Source organism: Kitasatospora sp. NPDC058063 (genome assembly GCF_042885395.1).
In the GTDB taxonomy this organism is placed as follows: domain Bacteria; phylum Actinomycetota; class Actinomycetes; order Streptomycetales; family Streptomycetaceae; genus Kitasatospora; species Kitasatospora lactacystinica.
This window is the reverse complement of record NZ_JBHVSD010000036.1, coordinates 44,850-61,600: the sequence shown is the minus strand read 5'-3', so window position 1 is coordinate 61,600 and position 16,751 is coordinate 44,850. Positions and strand designations below refer to the sequence as shown.

Genomic DNA, 16,751 nt, shown 5'->3' with positions numbered 1-16,751 from the left:
GGATGACACATGGGTGTGATCACGGTCAAGCGACCGGCCAGGGCGTATCCGCCCACCGTGCCGGACGAACCGGTGGAGCTGGTCAGCCCGCCCGAACTGCCCCGGCAGGGCGGCGAGGACTGGCTGATGAGCATCCTGCCGATGATGGGCATGGGTGGCTCGGCGGTGTTCTTCTTCTCGCCGGGGGCCGCGGCGCCGATGAAGATCATGGGCGGTCTGATGATCGCCTCGACGCTCGGCATGGTGCTGGCGCAGATCGTCCGGGCCCGCAAGGGCGGTTCGACCGCGATGGCGGACGAGCGGCGCGACTACCTGAAGTACCTCCAGCAGACCCGCCGCCAGGTGCGCCGCACGGCGGAGCGCCAGCGCGGCGCGCTGCTGTTCCTGAACCCGGCGCCGGACCAGCTCTGGTCGATCGTCGAGGACGGCCGGCGGCTGTGGGAACGGCGGACCGGGGACGGCGACTTCGCGCAGATCCGGGTGGGCCTCGGGCCGGTGCAGCTGTCCACGCCGCTGGTGGCGCCGCAGACCGCGCCGATGGACGAGCTGGAGCCGCTGTCGGCGGCCGCGATGCACTCCTTCCTGAAGGCCCACGGCACCCTCCAGGACCTGCCCCTGGCGGTCTCGCTGCGGGCGTTCTACCACATCACGGTGTGCGGGGACCCGGACTCGGTGTACGGGAACGTGCGCGCGATGATCGCCCAGCTGACCACCCTGCACTCGCCGGACGACCTGATGGTCGCGGTCGCGGCCGCGCCCGGTGCGGCCGAGGAGTGGGAGTGGACCAAGTGGCTCCCGCACAACCAGCACCGCAAGGAGGCCGACGGCGCGGGCTCGCGCCGGCTGTTCGCGAGCGACCTGGGCGACCTGGAGTACCTGCTCCAGGACGAACTGGCCGGCCGCCAGCGCTTCGTGCGGGAGGTGGCACCGCCCTCCGACCAGCCGCACCTGGTGGTCGTCATGGACGGCGCCGGGGTGCCGCACGAATCGCTGCTGGCGAGCCCGGAGGGCGTGCAGGGCGTGACGGTCATCGAGGTGGTGCCGGGCGAGGTCGACGAGCCCAGCGGGCACCTGATGGTGACGGTCGGCGCCGAGGAGCTGGTGCTGCGCTCGGCCTCCGGCGCGACGTACACCGGCAAGCCCGATCTGCTCTCGGTGTGGCAGTCCGAGGCGCTGGCCCGGCAGTTGGCGCCGTACCGGATCTCGGCCGGCGGGGACGACGAGCCGCTGCTGTCCAACCTCGACTTCACCGACATGATGGGCTCGGGCGACCCGGGCTCCTTCGACGTGGCCCGCAGCTGGCGCCCGCGCGCCCAGCACGAGCGAATGCGGGTGCCGATCGGCGTCGGCGCCAACGGCGAGCAGGTCCACCTGGACATCAAGGAGGCCGCGCTGGAGGGCATGGGCCCGCACGGCCTGTGCGTGGGCGCGACCGGTTCCGGCAAGTCGGAGCTGCTGCGCACGCTGGTGCTGGCACTGGCGATGACCCACTCCTCGGAGATCCTGAACTTCGTCCTCGCCGACTTCAAGGGCGGTGCGACCTTCTCCGGCATGGCGGACATGCCGCACACCTCCGCGGTGATCACCAACCTGGAGGGCGAACTCACCCTGGTCGACCGCATGCGCGACGCGATCGAGGGCGAGCTGCACCGCCGCCAGGAACTGCTGCGCTCGGCGGGCAACTACGCCAACATCCACGAGTACGAGCGGGCCCGGGCGGCCGGCGCGGCACTGGACCCGCTGCCCTCGCTGGTGCTGATCATCGACGAGTTCTCCGAACTCCTCACCGCCAAGCCCGACTTCATCGAGATGTTCATCCAGATCGGCCGGATCGGCCGCTCGCTGGGCGTGCACCTGCTGCTGGCCTCGCAGCGCCTGGAGGAGGGCAAGCTGCGCGGCCTGGACACCTACCTGTCGTACCGGATCGGTCTGCGCACCTTCTCGGCCGCGGAGTCCCGGGCGGCGATCGGCGTACCGGACGCCTACCACCTGCCGCCGGTGCCGGGCGTCGGCTACCTCAAGTTCGGCGAGGACGTGATGGACCGGTTCAAGGCCGCCTACGTCTCGGGGCCGTACCGGGCACCGGGGCAGCAGCGGTCGACCGGCGGGCGGCGGGTCAACGCGCGCCCGGTGGAGTTCACCGCGGCCTTCGTGGACCTGCCGGACCCGGTGGAGGAGGAGGTCGCGCCGCAGGCCCCGGAGCAGGACGACGCCCTGGTGGACACCGTGCTGGACGTGTTCGTCCAGCGGATGGCCGGCCAGGGCCCGGCCGCACACCAGGTGTGGCTGCCGCCGCTGGAGGAGGCGCCGAGCACGGACCACCTGCTGCCGCCGCTGCAGGTCGTGCCGGAGCGCGGACTGACCGCGCCCGGTTACCCGGCGGGCCGGCTGCGGGTGCCGATCGGCATCGTCGACAAGCCGCGCGAGCAGAAGACGGACATCCTGGAGGTCGACTACGCGGGGGCGGCCGGCCACGGCCTGATCGTGGGCGGCCCGCGCTCCGGCAAGTCCACCGTGGTGCGCACCACGGTGGCCTCGTTCGGCCTCACCCACACCCCGCTGGAGGTGCAGTTCTACCTGCTCGACTTCGGCGCGGGCAGCTTCCAGTCGCTCGCCGGCCTGCCGCACGTCGGCGGGGTGGCCGGGCGCCTGGACGTGGACAAGGTGCGCCGGATGGTCTCCGAGGTGCACGGGGTGCTCAACCGGCGCGAGGAGCTGTTCCGGGCCGCCGGGATCGACACCATCGGCACCTACCGGGCCCGCCGGGCGGCCGGCCAGCTGCCGGACGAGGCCTTCGGCGACGTCTTCCTGGTGATCGACGGCTGGAACACCTTCAAGCAGGAGTTCGAGGGCCTGGAGCCGGTGATCGGCGACATCGCCCAGCGCGGCCTCGGCTACGGCGTGCACCTGGTCATCACCGCGGCCCGGTACGCCGAGGTGCGCCCGGCGCTGAAGGACCTGCTGCAGAACCGCACCGAGCTCAAGCTCGGTGACGCGATGGAGTCCGAGGTCGACCGCCGGGTGGCGCAGAACGTCCCGCCGCTGGCCGGGCGCGGCATCACCCCGGAGCGGCTGCACTTCCTGTCCGGGCTGCCGCGCCTGGACGGCTCCTCCTCGGTGGACGACCTGCAGACCGGGGTGGCCGGGCTGGTCAGCGCCATCGACGGGGCCTGGACCGGCCCGCGCGCCCCGCAGGTGCGGATGCTGCCGGCCGTGCTGGACGGCCACTCGCTGCCGAAGGGCTTCGAGCACCCGGAGCGCGGCGTCGCCTTCGGCGTGGACGAGGCGGAGCTGGCGCCGGTCTTCGTCAACTTCGAGACCGACCCGCTGTTCATCGTCTTCGGCGACACCGAGTCCGGGAAGTCGGCGGTGCTGCGGATGCTGATCAAGCAGATCACCGAGCGCTACACCCCGGACCAGGCGGGCATCGTGGTCGGCGACTACCGGCGCGCGCTGCTCGGCACCGTGCCGCCGGAGTACCTGGTGGAGTACGCGGCCGCGCAGCCGGCCATGGCGGCCATCGTCGACATGCTGCGCGGCGCCTGCTCGCGCCGCCTGCCGGGCCCGGACGTGACCGCCGAGCAGCTGCGCAACCGCAGCTGGTACAGCGGCAAGGACATGTTCGTGATCGTCGACGACTACGAGCTGGTCTCGACGAGCTCGGGCAACCCGCTGGCCCCGCTGGCCGAGTTCCTGCCGTTCGCCCGCGACATCGGCCTGCGGGTGATCGTGGCCCGCAGCGCGGGCGGCGCCGGCCGCTCGCTGTACGAGCCGGTGCTGCAGCGGATGCGCGAGCTCGGCGGCCAGGGCGTGATCCTCTCCGGCAACCGGGACGAGGGCGCGCTGCTGGGGACGGTCAAGCCGCAGGCGCTGCCGCCGGGCCGGGGCGTCTACGTGTCACGCCGGGTGACCAGCGGGCAGATGGTCCAGACGGGCTGGCTGCCCGTGGCGTAGCCGCGCCGGCCGTCACGGACGGTGAGCGAAGGGGTCGGACCCGTGGGGTCCGGCCCCTTCGGCGTCCCAGGTTCCGAAACGTTACCTGGCACTTTCCGGGTGGGGGCTGCGGTTCCCGTACCCGGCCGGGGAGTTGCCGGGCGCTTCGGGGGCACCTGGGCGTGTCGCCGTCCATCCGGAGTACGGCCTTTGAATCACGCTGCTCCCCCTTTGTTCACCTTCGATTCAATTGCAATGTGGCCGAGGTAACAAGTCGGACAAAGCTCGCAATGACCGAAAGTGATCATCGGATCGCATGTCCGCACCCCTCACCGCAACGGATTCCGAAGCAGTTCCGGCGTTGACGCAATCAATACGCCCAAGGTTCCATGGCGGCCAGGGAGCGACTGGAACCGGACACCGAGCAACCAGCCAGCGGAGGCGATACCGCTCCCACTCCAGCACCGCAGAGCCGATCGGAAGCCACATGACCGACACGCTTCGTCCGCCACAGAACGTAGCCGCCCCGGCGGCCGAGGCGGCCGCGCCCCAGCAGCTCAAGCGCTCGATCGGCGTGGTGGGCGGGACCCTGCTCACGCTGTCCTGCGTCACGCCCGCCTCGACGCTCTTCGTGATCGTGCCGGAACTGTTCTCCAGCATCGGCAGCGCCACCGCACTGGCCATCGCGATCGGCACCGTGCTCTGCGTCGCGGTCGCGTTCTGCTACTCCGAGCTCGGCACCCTGATCCCCAGCGCCGGCGGCGAGTACGCGATGGTCGGCACCCTCGCCGGACGGCTGATGGGCTGGCTGGTCTTCGTGCTCTCGCTGATCGTGGTGATGATCGTCCCGTCGGTCATCGCCCTCGGCACCGCCGACTACCTCGCCCCCGTCCTGCACCTGGACAAGGCCATGACCGGCGCCGCCGTGATGCTGGCCGCCACCCTGGCCGGCCTGCTCGACCTGCGCGCCAACGCCTGGATCACCGGCATCTTCCTGGTCCTGGAGGTCATCGCGGCCGGCGTGGTCTCGGTGCTCGGCTTCGCCCACACCAACAGCGGGGCCCCCAGCCTGCTGCACGGCGTGGTCACCGGGGACAACGGCGCCACCACCACGGTCAGCGTGGGCGCCATCGTCGGCGCGCTCGGCATCGCCCTGTTCATCACCCAGGGCTTCTCCACCGCGGTCTACCTGTCGGAGGAGCTGGAGAACCCCCGCCGCAACGTCTCGCGCACCGTGCTGTGGACGCTCGGCATCTCCTCGGCCATCATCCTGGTCCCGGTCGTCGCCATCACCATGGGCGCCCCCGACCTCCAGACCCTGTCCGCCGGCGACATCTCCGGCATGGTCACCGCCTGGAGCAACTCCGCGGTCGGCACCTTCATCAGCCTCTGCGTCGCGCTGGCCATCATCAACGCCGGCATCGTCATGGTCATCCAGAACTCCCGGGTGCTGTTCGCCTCCGCCCGCGACAAGGCCTGGCCGGAGCCGGTCAACAAGGCCTTCGGCACCCTCGGCCGCTTCGGCTCGCCGTGGATCGCCACCCTCGCGGTCGGCCTGCCCGGCGCCGCGCTCTGCTTCGTCAAGGGCGAACTGCTGAGCAACATCACCGGCGTCGCCGTCACCGGGATGTACCTGCTGGTCGCGATCGCCGCGCTGCTCTCCCGCCGCGCCCACCACAAGCACGCCGCCGCCTGGCGGATGCCGCTGTGGCCGGCCGTCCCGGTCGTGCTGATCGCCGTCCTGGTCTACGTCATGACCAAGCTGGACACCGAGCCCCTGCTGTGGACCGGCGGCATCACCGCCGCCGCCACCCTCTACTGGCTGTTCTACCTGCGCCCCCGGCAGGACACCCGCTGGGTGATCAGCCTCCCCGAGGACCAGCAGGACTGACCCCCACCCCTCCCCCACACGGCGGTGCCCCGGGCCTCCCCCAGCCCGGGGCACCGCCGTGTCCCGCTACTTCCCGGGCTTCCACTGCGGGCTGGTGGCGATCGCCCGCAGTTGCGCCGCGGTCATCAGCGGATCGCCCTTCGACGCCAGCGTGACCAGGACCTCCATGCCGTCCGGCCGCATCGCGTCCACGACCAGCACTCCCTTCGGGGCGCTGGCCACCGCGCCGCGCACGAGAAGCTTCGTCCCGTCCGGCAGGGTCTCCGCGTCCTGGTACGACTCCGGTCCCGGCCGGTCGTCGGGGGCCTTCGCCCAGTTCTCGACCGTCAGCGTCAGGGTCCCGGTCCGCCCGCCCCCGGCCAGCTCGAAGTCCGCCCGCAGCTCCCGGCTCCTGCGGTCGGTCACGGTCACCCCGGAGGGCAACAGCCCGGTCAGGACGGTCTCGCGGTCCTGCAGCGACAGGCCCGGGTCGATCGCCTCGGTGTCGACGCCGTCGAACCTGAGGGCCGCGACGACCCGGTCCCAGGACTTGTCCGTGACGACGGCCTTCAGCTGGTCCAGCGTGAGCGGCGGGTTGGGCCGGCTGTCCGGCGCGTCCTTCTCCTGGGGGGAGTTCCACTCGCTGAGGCCGATCAGCCCGCCGTCCGGACGGGTCACCGAGGCGCGCCACTCCTTGGTGGTGGCCCGGTGGTCCGGATACTCGTAGCCCTGGGTGAGCATGAGCTTCGATCCGTCCGGCAGGACGGTGACGGTGCAGGAGTCCAAGGAGGCGATCTTGAGGTTCGTCGGGCAGGTCTGCGGCTGGACGTCCTTGGGGCGGTGCTTCTGGATGCTGAGGCCCATCAGCGACCGGCCCTGGCCATCGTCGAAGACCAGGTTGGCGTCCGCGTAACTCCCCCTGTTCTCGTCCGTTCCATGCCCCTTCGCGTCGGACACCTGGCCCTTGGGCAGCAGCGCCCGGAAGGTGGCCACCATCTCGTCACCGGAGACCACCGTCGGAGCGGAGGACTTCACCGAGGTCGGGGTGGCCGCGGCGGCGGCGCTGCCGGTGGCGTCGGAGGCGGTGGCGTCGGGGGTGGCGCCCGCCGGGGCGGAGGCCGCGCTCACCGTGCCCGCGTCCTTGCCGGCCGGGGCGCCCAGGAACACCGCGCCGGTGCCCACCAGGGCCAGGGCGGCCGCACCGCCCACCACGGCGGCGGTCGAGCGGCGGCGCCAGCGGCGGCGGCCGCGCCGGTAGCCGCCCGCGACCAGGTCCGCCTGTTCGGTGCGGAAGCCTTCGCCCGTACGGGTGAGGGCGTAGAGAAGATCGTCCTCGAACTTGTCCGGTTCGGACATGGGTGTTCACCGTCTCCTTGCGTCGCGGGTTGCGGGAAAGTGCCGTGTCACGGATGGCGGGAAGCGCCGCACGGCCGGGCGCCCGTCGGCCTCAGCGCCCGCCGGCCTCAGCGGGCGGCGAGCTCGGCCAACGAGTCGCCGAGCAGGGCGCGCAGCCGGTTCAGGGCCCTGGTGGTGCGGGTGCGGACGGCGCCGGAGGAGACCCGCATCGCCTCGGCGGTCTCCTCGACGCTGCGGTCCTCCCAGTAGCGCAGCACCAGGACCGCGCGGTCCTTGGGCGGCATCCGGCCGAGCGCGTCGAGGAGGGTCAGCCGCAGGGTGCTGTCGGTGTCGCGTCCCGCCGGCTCCGGCAGGACGTCACTGGGACGCTCGCCGCTGGAACGGCGGCGCTGCTGGGCGAGGAAGATGCGCACCATGACGGTGTGGGTGTAGGCCGCCGGGTTGTCGATCCGGCCCCGGCCGGTGAAGGCGCTGCGCCGCCACAGCACGTACATCCGGCTGAGGGCCTCCTGCACGAGGTCCTCGGCGTAGTGGGTGTCGCCGCTGGTGAGCAGGCAGGCCGAGCGGTACAGGTGGCCGGTGTGGCCGGAGACGAGTTCCAGGAACTCCGCGTCCTTGGCCTCCCGGCCCGCCCCGATCCACCTCATGCGCCCTGCCCCCCGCGGTCCGCCCTCCCTGACACTTCATCGATGCGGCGGGCGGGCGGCGGTGTTACAGGGTCCCGGCGGATTTTCGGTGAGCCCGGCCCGCGCCGGGCGCCGGGCGGGCACCGGGCGGGCGCCGGGCGGGCGGGCGCCGGGCGGTCAGGCGGTCAGGCGCCGGCCGGGCGTCAGTCGGCGGACTTGCGCCGGTGGTCGCGCAGCACCACGCCGCCGCCGATCAGCAGGGCCACCAGCAGTGCGCCGACGCCCACGACGTACGTCGCGGTACGGCCGTCGCGGTCGGCCTGGGTCTCGCCGAGGCCCACCGGGCGCGGCACGATCGGCGCGGCGGCGAGCTGCACCGGGGCGTCCGGGGTGGGCTCGTAGGGCGCGTCCTCGGGAGCCTTGGTGACGGCCTTGACCGGGTCCACCACGCCCCAGCCGATGAACTTGTCCGGCTCGCGCTGGGTCCGCTGCGCGGTCTGCTCGATCCAGGCCCGCACCTGGGCCGCCTTCCACTTCGGGTGGGCGCTCCTCAGCAGCGCGGCGAGGCCGGAGACGTACGGGGCGGCGAAGCTGGTGCCGTTGTCCACGCACTGGCCGCTCCCCGGCACGGTGGACAGCATGTCGACACCGGGCGCGGCGACCTTCACGAAGCCGCCGTACTGGGAGAACGGCGCGCGCTCGTTGTTGCGGTCGGAGGCGCCGACGGCCAGCACGGTCGGGAAGGCGCCCGGGTAGGTGTCGCCCTCCTTGCCGTCGTTCCCGGTGGAGGCGACCACCACGACGTTGCGCGACTCCGCGTACTCGACGGCGGCCTTCAGGTCCTGGTACCCGCCGAAGCGGGCGTCGCCCGCGCCGCGCACGTCCTGGGAGATGTTGATGACCCCGGCTCCCTTGTCGACCGCCTCCCTGATCGCCTGGACCAGGGTGGAGACGTCGCCGTTGCCGTCGCTGTCGTTCTGCCGGATCGACAGGATCTGGGCGTCGGGAGCCAGTCCGACGAAACCGGTCTGCGGCCTGACCCGGGCGGCGATGATGCCGGCCACCTTGGTGCCGTGACCGACCGGGTCCTCGACGGACGCGCCCTTGACCGGCTCCTTGGTCTCCCGGTTGACCAGCAGGTTGGGGCCCGCCTGGAGCTTGTCGACGAACTTCTGACCGGAGGAGTCGGCCGGGACCTGGCCCGCCAACTGCGGGTTGCCCAGGTCGACCCCGGTGTCGATGACCGCGACCTTCACGCCCACGCCGGTGGTCTTCCCGCCCTGCCACAGCTCGTTGAGCAGCAGCCGCTGGAGCGACCACGGCACGGTCGGCACATCGGGCGCGTTCTTGGGGCAGTCGCCGGCCGCGGCCAGCGCGGGCCCGCCCTCGGCGTACGCCGGGGCGGCGAGCGGGCCGCCCAGCACCGTGAGCACGGCGATCGCCGCGGCCGCCTTCCGGTACCCGTGTCGGGACACCCTGCCACCCCTCATGTCGTTCACCCGTGCCGCGCGTCGGGGGCGGGTGCCCGGAATCCGGGTACCCGCCCCCTGCCGTTCCTCAAGGAACCCGAACGTCAGCCCCAGAGCTTGGCGTTGGCGTCCTCGGTCGTCCGGTAGCTCTGCGCGGCGTTCTCCAGCGAGGTCGCGATCTGCGCGCAGGCCTGCTGGAGGTCGTTGGCCTTGGCGTCCCACTTGGCCTGGTGGGCCTGGTAGCCCTGCTGGGCGGCACCCTGCCAGCTGGTGGCGATGCGGGTGACGTTGCCCTTGAGGTCGTTCAGCAGGTGGTCGATGCGGCTCGCCGAGGCCTTGACCTCCTCGGCCGCCTGGTGCACGGTCTGGAAGTTGACGAGAATGTGGTCGGACACGTTGTCTCCCTTGACGAGGGTGCGGAGCGCCGCGCGGTCAGTGGCGAGCGCTCCGCAGAGCGGTGGAGCGGGGCAGAACGGCGGTCGGCGCGGGTGCGTCGATCAGCGCGAGTGCGGTGATCAGCCCTGGGCCGAGGAGAACATCGCCTTCTGCTCCTCTTCGGTGCTCGCGTAGTGCTTGGTGGTCAGCTCGATCGCGTGCTTGATCGCGTTCAGCGACTCCTTGAGCGCCGCGATGTCCTCGTTGACCCGGTTCTGCAGGCTCGCGTAGGCCGTCGCGGCCGTGCCCTGCCAACCGCCGGTGATGCCGGAGACCGTGCTGATCAGCTTGTTCTTCTCAGCCTCGATCTTGCCGATGGCCTCTTCGATTTGCTTGGCGAACGCCAGCATCTCCTGCGCGGTCATCGTGAACTGACCCTGAGCCATGCTCCACCGTCCCCCATGAGACAACATTTGCGTGTACGGAGGGCCCTGCGGGCCGACCGCCGCCATCACCGGTGTGATGTCCAGCAGCACTGTAGTCGGCACACGCAACTCGCCCAACATCGATCACCGAGTAGTTACCAGACCATGACACTGAGGCCAATTCGGTTGCCGCGCTTGGCCCGTCAGGCGTTCTGCGGCTGAACGGCGCCCGTCGCCGTCAACGGCGGGCCGGCCGGCACCAGGTTCGACCACTCCTTCGGCACCGGCAGCGGCTTGACCCCCTGGTAGCCCAACCGGGCCTGGTTGCCGCCGGGTTCCTCCGGCTGCTGGCCGGAACCCTGGGCCGTGGCCCCGGGGGTCGGCGTGGCACCGGCCGGCGGGGCCGGCGGCTTCGGGGTGCCGCTCTGACCGGGCTGGGGCGAGGCGCCGGGGCGCGGGCCGCCGTCGCCGTTGGACGGGACGGAGTAGCGCAACCCCGTCTCGGTGATCAGGAAGTCGCTTCCGGAGCCGGCGGCCGAGTGGTCCAGCGAGCGGTAGAACAGTCCGTGACCGGGGGTCACGTACGCCGCCCCGGCACCGTTGTTGTACGGCGCGGGGTACAACGTCCCGGCCCAGACACTGCGCTTGGGCGTGGTGCCGTCCTCGGCGACGCCGTCGTAGGTGCTGCACACGACCATCCGGGCGTCCTGGCGGTCCTGTTGGTTGTTCACCGGCGCGCCGGTCTTCAGCGGCCAGTCCGCCACGGTGCCCTTCAGCGGTGCGTCGACGCCCCACTGGGCGTTGTCGGCCGGGGTCATCTCGTCGCTGCGCGGCTTCTTGTCCTGGTCGTACTTGTAGAGCATCTGGTACGCCGGGTTCTGCCGGATCAGGTCCGCCTGGAACGGCGTGACCAGGTACAGCTGCTCCTTGCCGACCACGTAGTGGCGGTCCTGGTAGTGCACCAGCCGGCCGACCCGGCGGTCGGCCTGGTTGCTCAGCTCCACCTTGGAGTTGGCACCCTGGCTGTCGGCGACCCCGTCGACCTGCGGGAAGGTGACCGGGGTGGCGTCCACCAGGGTCTCCAGCCATTCCCGCTTGACCCGCTGCGGCACCGCGTTGGGCCCGAACACCGCGGTGATCAGCGCCTTGCGCTCCCTGTCGTCCGACTGCGGGGTGCCGATCAGGTGCCTGCGGCCCTGCGCGTCCACCAGGTACACCGCCGCGCCCGCGGCGGCCGGCTGACCCGGCACCGGCGCGGCCGAGACCTGCTGCTCGTCGGCCTGCTGCACCAGCAGCAGCTGGTCCGGGCCGAGCATCCGGTCCTTGGCCGCCAGCACCGCCGCGTCCTCGCCGGCCGCCACGAACACCGCCTGGTTGACGGTCTCCTGCTTGTCGTCCGAGCCCGGACGGTCGCACACCGCCCACTTCATCTGCTTGCTCGCGTTGTCCGTGGTCGGCAGCTTGTCCGGCGCGTACGGGATGCCGATCGTCGGCCCGTGGTTCGGGTACCGGTCGAGCACCCCGTCGTCCACCACCACGACCTTGGCGCCCGCGGGCAGCACCAGCCGCGCCGAGGACATGTTGAGCACCTGGTGCAGCCGCTTGGTCTTCTGGTCCTGGTCGATGAGCACCACGTACCGGGTCGTCGACTGCTTGCCCTGGATGATGTTCTTGCCGTCGTCCCACTTCACCGGCGCGCTCGGCTTGAAGACCCCCCAGAGCCCGAACCCGGCCACGAACACCGCCCCGGCCAGCACACTCGGCAGCACCGCCTTCACCGGACGCGGCGCGTCCTCGTCACTGCCGCCGCCGGCGGGCAGCAGGAAGGCCCCCACCGTGCGCTTGCGGGCGAAGGTGTACGCGTTCAGCTCGTCCCGGCGCGATGCCATACCTCGTCGTCCCCCTTGTCAGACGTTGTCGGGCGTTGTCAGACCGACCGGCCCCGTGGTCACCCGCCGGGCACGAACCGGCGCGAACCCTCTACGATGCGGCAGCAGACGGTGAGTACGGTACGGGTACGGTCCGCGACACAGCCAGCCGGGCCGCGACAACGGATCAGAGAGGGCCACCGGGGGATGCCAAGCCAGACCGCTCCAGGACGCCGCCGCAGTACGGGCGGCGGGAGGCCGCGCCGGTCCGGCCGGGCGCAGCACAGCGCGCCGGCGAACGAGACGGGACCGGGGACCGGGACCGCCGGACCGCAGCCGACCGGCAGCGGGGGCGGCGGGGCCGTCCAGGTCCGGGTCAACCCCCGACCGGGGCTGCTCGCAGGGCGGTTGAAGCTCCAACAGCTCGTCCTGGTCGAGGTCGCGGCGGCCCTGGTCGCGGTCGGCTGGACGATCAGCCGACCGGTCGCGGCCGGCTTCGGCGCGGTCGCGCTGGTGCTGCTCGTGCTCGCGCTCGTCCCGGTGCGCGGCCGCACCGTCCCGGAACTGCTGCGGGTCCGCGCCGCCCTCAAGTCCCGCCGCAAGCAGGCCAGGACGCTGCTGCCGCCGGCCGGCACCGACCCGGCGCTGGCGCCGGCCCTGGAACTCGAACCGGGGCTGCGCACCTGCACCCACGCCACCGAGGCCGAGTTCGGCGGCCGCCCGGTCCGCCGGGAGACCGGCATGGTCGGCGACGGGACCTTCCTCAGCTCGGTGCTGCTCGTCCAGGCCAAGGACCAGCCGCTGCGCCCGGTGCGCACCGCCCTGCCGCTGCCGCTGGACGTGATCTGCTCGGCGCTCACGGTGGACGACATCACCCTGGAGTCGGTGCAGCTCGTCCAGCACACCCAGCCCGCCCCGGCCCAGCACCTGCCCGAGCAGTCGCTGGCCGCCCGCGCCTACCGCGAACTGCCGGACGGCACCGCCACCCCCGGGCTGCGGCTGACCTGGATCGCGCTCAAGCTCGACCCGGAACGCGCGGCGACCGCCGTCCGGGCCCGCGGCGGCGGCGAGGAGGGCGCCCGCAAGGCGCTGCAGCGGGTCACCGACCAGCTGGCCGGCCGGCTCAACAGCGCCGGTTTCAACGCGACCGTGCTGGACGAGCGCGAGCTGATCGCCGCACTGGCCATCGCCACCTGCGCCAACCCGATCGCGGTGGCGGGCCGTCAGGGCACCGGCAGCGGCGGCGGCACCACCCGCCGCACCCAGGAGGGCAACCGGTTCTGGCGGATCGACGACCGCTGGCACACCACGTACTGGATCTCCCGCTGGCCGCAGCTGAGCCGCCCCGGCGGCGCCCCCGGCCGGGTCGCCGCGCCCGACCTGGTCAACCTGATCACCGGCTCCCCGGCCCTCGCCAGCACCTTCAGCCTGACCGCCGGACACGGCACCGGCGGCTCGGTGACGGTCAGCGGGCACGTGCGGGTGACCGGCCGCAACGAGAGCGAGGTCGGCCAGATCGGCCGCCAGGTGGAGAGCCGCGCCCAGAGCACCGGGCTCGGCCTGGTCCGGCTCGACCTGGAGCAGGCCCCCGGCATGCTCGCCACCCTGCCGCTCGGAGGGGCTTCCTGATGGCCTACCAGACCTACCCCACCGCCGGTCCCCAGCCCGGCGCCGAGCAGCGCCGGACCCGGCCGCGGATCCTGCCCGGCTTCGGGCTGCGCGGCCCGCGCCGGGAGAAGCACGTGCTGGAGCCGGCCGACCTCGCGTCGCTGGCCTTCCCGGTCGGCGACGACGGCGTGGTGATCGGCGTCGACCCGCAGGGACTGCCCGCGGTGCTCGGCCTGTTCCGCCCGACCTCGTACGACCTGGTGCTGGTCGGCGGCATGTGGACGGCGCAGGTCATCGCGCTGCGGGCGGCCGCGATCGGCGCCCGCGTCGCGGTGGAGACCGCCCGCGGACAGCTGTGGGGTCCGATGGCCCAGGCGGCCGGCGGCGGCCAGCCGTGCGTGACGGTCCACCAGGTCGGCCGGCTCGGCCCGCAGGGCGCCTCGGTGGCCTCGCCGGTACTGGTGGTGCGCGACCTCGGCGCCCGCCCGCCGCGCAGCCGGCTCTCCGCCGCCCCCTGGCAGACCACCCTGACCCTGCTGCCCTACCTGGGCCCGAACGCCTCCCGGGTGCTGAACGCGGCCGACCTGGTCGGCGTGCAGCGGATCTCGCCGCAGGAGGCGGAACTGACCGGCCGGATCCTGTCGCTGCCGCCGGAGGACGTGGCCGCCCTGCCCACCCTCGGCGACGACCTGACCCTGTGGGCCACCAGGATGCGCCGCCAGTACGTACGGGCCGTGGCCGGGCAGGCCGAACAGCAGGTGCTCGGCGGGCCGCGCCGGATGGACTGAGCGCCGGCTCGCCGCACCGGGCGGGCCGGCGGGGATGCGAAGCCGCCTTCAACGGGGGTTGCCGTACGGCCTAGTCTTTGATGTGGCAACGGCACCGCTGAACAAGCGGCGGCGAACACGAGGGAGCCAGAGTGAGCAGCGATCGGGACGGCGTCTACGTCGGCGACAACGCGGCGGAGGACGACGACGACTGGTCGGACGCGCCTGACTACACTCCCCCGTCCTGGTACGTCCAGACCGAGCCCGCGGCGGCCGCGAACGCACCGGCGGCAGGCGCTCCGGCTCCGAACGCACCGGCTCCGAACACACCGGCTCCGAACGCACCGGCGGCGGGCGCTCCGACGGCTCCGGGCGCTGCCGCTGCGGCCGCGACCGCGGCACCCGGTGCCCCGACGCCCGCCGCCGCTCCGGCGCAGGCCCAGCAGGCCCCGGCTCCGGTGCCCGCTCCGGCGCAGCAGCAGGCCCAGGCTCCGGTGCCCGGCCAGGCCGCGCCCCCGGCGGCCGGGGCCGTGCCGGCCGCGGTCCAGGCTCCGGCCCCCTCGCCGGCACCCGCTCCCGTGCCCGCGGCGCCCGCCCCGCCGGTGCAGGCCGAGGCGCAGCACGTCCCCTTCCCGGCGCCCTCCCCGACTCCGCCGGTCCCCGAGCAGCCGCAGCCCGGTGCCCCGGCGTGGGCGCTGCCGGAGACCGCGGCGCCGCAGCCCGTCCCGCAGCCCTACCCGGCGCCGCCCGCCATGACCGCCGCGACCGCGGCGCCGGGACAGCCCGTCCAGCCGGGCCAGCCGGGCCAGCCGCAGAACTTCGCGCAGCCGCCGGTCCAGCCGGCCCCGCCGCAGCACCCCCAGGACCCCCAGGGCCCGGCGGCGACCTGGGACCCGCAGGCCGCGTGGGCGGCCCAGCAGGCCCAGCAGGCCCAGCAGGCGCAGCAGGCGCAGCAGGCCGCCGTCCCGCCGCAGCCCGGCCCGGTGCCGCAGCCCGGCCCGGTGGACCCGCGCCAGGGCGGCTGGCCGCAGCCCGCCGCGTACCAGCAGCCGGCCCAGCCGCACCCAGGCCCGCAGGGCCAGCCCGTGCCCGGCCAGCCCCAGCCCCAGCCCCAGCCCCAGCCCCAGCCGTGGCAGCAGCAGCCGCAGGCCCCGCAGCCCAGCGCGTTCCAGCAGGCCGCCGCCCCGCAGCAGACGGCGCACGGCGCGCCGCTCGGCTACACCGCCGCCGTCGAGCTGTCCTCGGACCGGCTGCTGCGCAGCCAGCCCAAGCAGCAGCGCCAGCAGCCGCGCTTCCAGTTCGGCGGCAAGGCCGCGGCGGCCGAGAAGGCCCGCCGGCTGGAGATCATCCGCACCCCGGTGCTGAGCTGCTACCGGATCGCCGTGATCAGCCTCAAGGGCGGTGTCGGCAAGACCACGACCACCACCGCGCTCGGCGCGACCCTGGCCAGCGAGCGCCAGGACAAGGTGATCGCGATCGACGCCAACCCGGACGCCGGCACCCTGGGCCGCCGGGTCAAGCGCCAGACCGGCGCGACCATCCGCGACCTGGTGACGGCCATCCCGCACCTGCGCAGCTACATGGACATCCGTCAGTTCACCTCGCAGGACCTGAACTCGGGCCTGGAGATCCTGGCGAACGACGTCGACCCGGCGGTCTCGACCACCTTCAACGACTCGGACTACCGCCAGGTGATCGACGTGCTGGGCCGCCAGTACCCGATCATCCTGACCGACTCCGGCACCGGTCTGCTGTACAGCGCGATGCGCGGCGTGCTGGACCTGGCCGACCAGCTGATCATCGTCTCGACCCCCAGCGTGGACGGCGCCTCCAGCGCCTCGACCACCCTGGACTGGCTCTCCGCGCACGGTTACGCGGACCTGGTGCAGCGCAGCATCACGGTGGTCTCCGGGGTGCGCGAGACCAGCAAGATGATCAAGGTCGAGGACATCGTCGCGCACTTCCAGACCCGCTGCCGCGGCGTGGTCGTGGTGCCGTTCGACGAGAGCCTGGCGGCCGGCGCCGAGGTCAACCTCGACATGATGCGGCCCAAGGTCCGCGAGGCCTACTTCGATCTGGCCACCCTGGTCGGCGAGGACATCGTCCGGGCCCAGCAGGCCGCCGCCCAGCAGGCCGGCTGGCAGCAGCAGGCCCAGGCGCAGGCCCAGTCGGCCTACCAGCAGTCGAGCGGCCCGCAGCCGTACGCCGACCCGCAGCAGCAGCCCCAGCCGTACCCGCAGCAGGCCGGCCAGCCCGCCCCGGGGGCGCCGTGGGCCCCGCAGCCCGGCCAGGCCCCGCCGCCCCCGCCCGGGTACGGCTACCCGCAGCAGCCCGCTCCCGGGGCGCCCTGGGGGCAGCAGCCGGGACCGGGCTACGGCTACCCGCAGCAGGCTCCCCAGCAGTGAAACCGCGGAAGGGGCCCACCGACCTGCTGTCGGTGGGCCCCTTCCGGCG

General features: G+C 73.2%; 11 protein-coding genes. 5 read left to right on the top strand and 6 right to left on the bottom strand.

The annotated features are described in order from the left end of the window. The first annotated feature begins 9 nt into the window (after positions 1-9). Both eccCa and ACFVUY_RS39110 read left to right on the top strand, forming a co-directional pair. Positions 10-3,954 carry a type VII secretion protein EccCa gene (eccCa, locus tag ACFVUY_RS39115; protein ID WP_387736835.1) on the top strand — a complete coding sequence of 1,315 codons (3,945 nt, stop codon included), beginning with the start codon at positions 10-12 and terminating at the stop codon, positions 3,952-3,954. Between the two features lie 466 nt (positions 3,955-4,420). Next, positions 4,421-5,824, top strand: a complete 1,404-nt coding sequence (locus tag ACFVUY_RS39110) for an APC family permease (RefSeq protein WP_380544936.1) — start codon at positions 4,421-4,423, stop codon at positions 5,822-5,824. A 66-nt stretch (positions 5,825-5,890) separates the two neighbouring features. Here ACFVUY_RS39110 and ACFVUY_RS39105 read toward each other — a convergent pair whose 3' ends face one another. From ACFVUY_RS39105 to ACFVUY_RS39080, 6 genes are all read right to left on the bottom strand, one after another. Then, positions 5,891-7,159, bottom strand: a complete 1,269-nt coding sequence (locus ACFVUY_RS39105; RefSeq protein ID WP_387736834.1) for a hypothetical protein — start codon at positions 7,157-7,159, stop codon at positions 5,891-5,893. Between the two features lie 107 nt (positions 7,160-7,266). Next, positions 7,267-7,806, bottom strand: coding sequence for a SigE family RNA polymerase sigma factor (locus ACFVUY_RS39100; RefSeq protein ID WP_387736833.1), 540 nt, complete (start codon positions 7,804-7,806; stop codon positions 7,267-7,269). Positions 7,807-7,988: 182 nt separating this feature from the next. Next, positions 7,989-9,260 (bottom strand): type VII secretion-associated serine protease mycosin, encoded by a 1,272-nt coding sequence (gene mycP / locus ACFVUY_RS39095; RefSeq protein ID WP_387736832.1) that lies wholly within the window; start codon positions 9,258-9,260, stop codon positions 7,989-7,991. A gap of 98 nt (positions 9,261-9,358) precedes the next feature. Beyond that, positions 9,359-9,649: a WXG100 family type VII secretion target gene (locus ACFVUY_RS39090; RefSeq protein WP_380544948.1), complete on the bottom strand. Its 291-nt coding sequence runs from the start codon at positions 9,647-9,649 to the stop codon at positions 9,359-9,361. A gap of 120 nt (positions 9,650-9,769) precedes the next feature. Beyond that, positions 9,770-10,075, bottom strand: a complete 306-nt coding sequence (locus tag ACFVUY_RS39085) for a WXG100 family type VII secretion target (RefSeq protein WP_387695029.1) — start codon at positions 10,073-10,075, stop codon at positions 9,770-9,772. 182 nt (positions 10,076-10,257) lie between these two features. Continuing rightward, entirely contained in the window at positions 10,258-11,943 is a 1,686-nt protein-coding gene (locus ACFVUY_RS39080; RefSeq protein WP_387736831.1) for a type VII secretion protein EccB, read from the bottom strand. A gap of 387 nt (positions 11,944-12,330) precedes the next feature. Between ACFVUY_RS39080 and eccE the strand changes: the two genes are divergently transcribed. The 3 genes from eccE to ACFVUY_RS39065 all read left to right on the top strand — a co-directional run bounded on the left by eccE (position 12,331) and on the right by ACFVUY_RS39065 (position 16,702). Then, positions 12,331-13,551 carry a type VII secretion protein EccE gene (eccE, locus tag ACFVUY_RS39075; protein WP_359911633.1) on the top strand — a complete coding sequence of 407 codons (1,221 nt, stop codon included), beginning with the start codon at positions 12,331-12,333 and terminating at the stop codon, positions 13,549-13,551. After that, the gene (locus tag ACFVUY_RS39070; RefSeq protein ID WP_359911636.1) at positions 13,551-14,318 is read left to right on the top strand and encodes a hypothetical protein; all 768 of its coding nucleotides are present in this window, start codon (positions 13,551-13,553) and stop codon (positions 14,316-14,318) included. The genes eccE and ACFVUY_RS39070 overlap by 1 nt, the downstream gene beginning before the upstream one ends. A gap of 131 nt (positions 14,319-14,449) precedes the next feature. Beyond that, a complete protein-coding gene (locus ACFVUY_RS39065; protein WP_387736830.1) occupies positions 14,450-16,702 on the top strand; it encodes a MinD/ParA family protein in 2,253 nt (750 codons plus the stop codon). Positions 16,703-16,751: the final 49 nt, after the last annotated feature.